At 41.3% G+C, this 283-nt stretch carries 1 protein-coding gene; it reads right to left on the bottom strand.

Annotated elements, in window-relative coordinates; translation table 11 throughout:
* Positions 1-283 (bottom strand): methyl-accepting chemotaxis protein (locus tag ACW9JY_RS10600; protein ID WP_457284340.1); only part of this gene is annotated, 283 nt, incomplete at both ends.

A 283-nucleotide genomic window follows, 5' to 3' on the forward strand; every position in this document is an offset into this window, starting at 1 on the left:
TTGCAGTCATGTTTTCTATCCCTTGGTCCATCCTTTCTATCCTTTCTTTTATCCGGTTGAAACTTTGTTGTACATTCTCCATCTTTTCGTTTATTTCTCCTATCGTTCCTACTACCTTGTTCGTAGATTCGTTCACTTTGTTCGTCCCTTGCGTTATGTTGGTTAGTATTTCTGATATTTCATCCGTTGCATTCCTTGATTCTTCTGCTAACTTCCTTATCTCATCCGCTACAACTGCAAATCCTCTTCCAGCTTCTCCTGCCCTTGCAGCTTCTATCGCTGC

Source organism: Petrotoga sp. DB-2 (assembly GCF_054051725.1).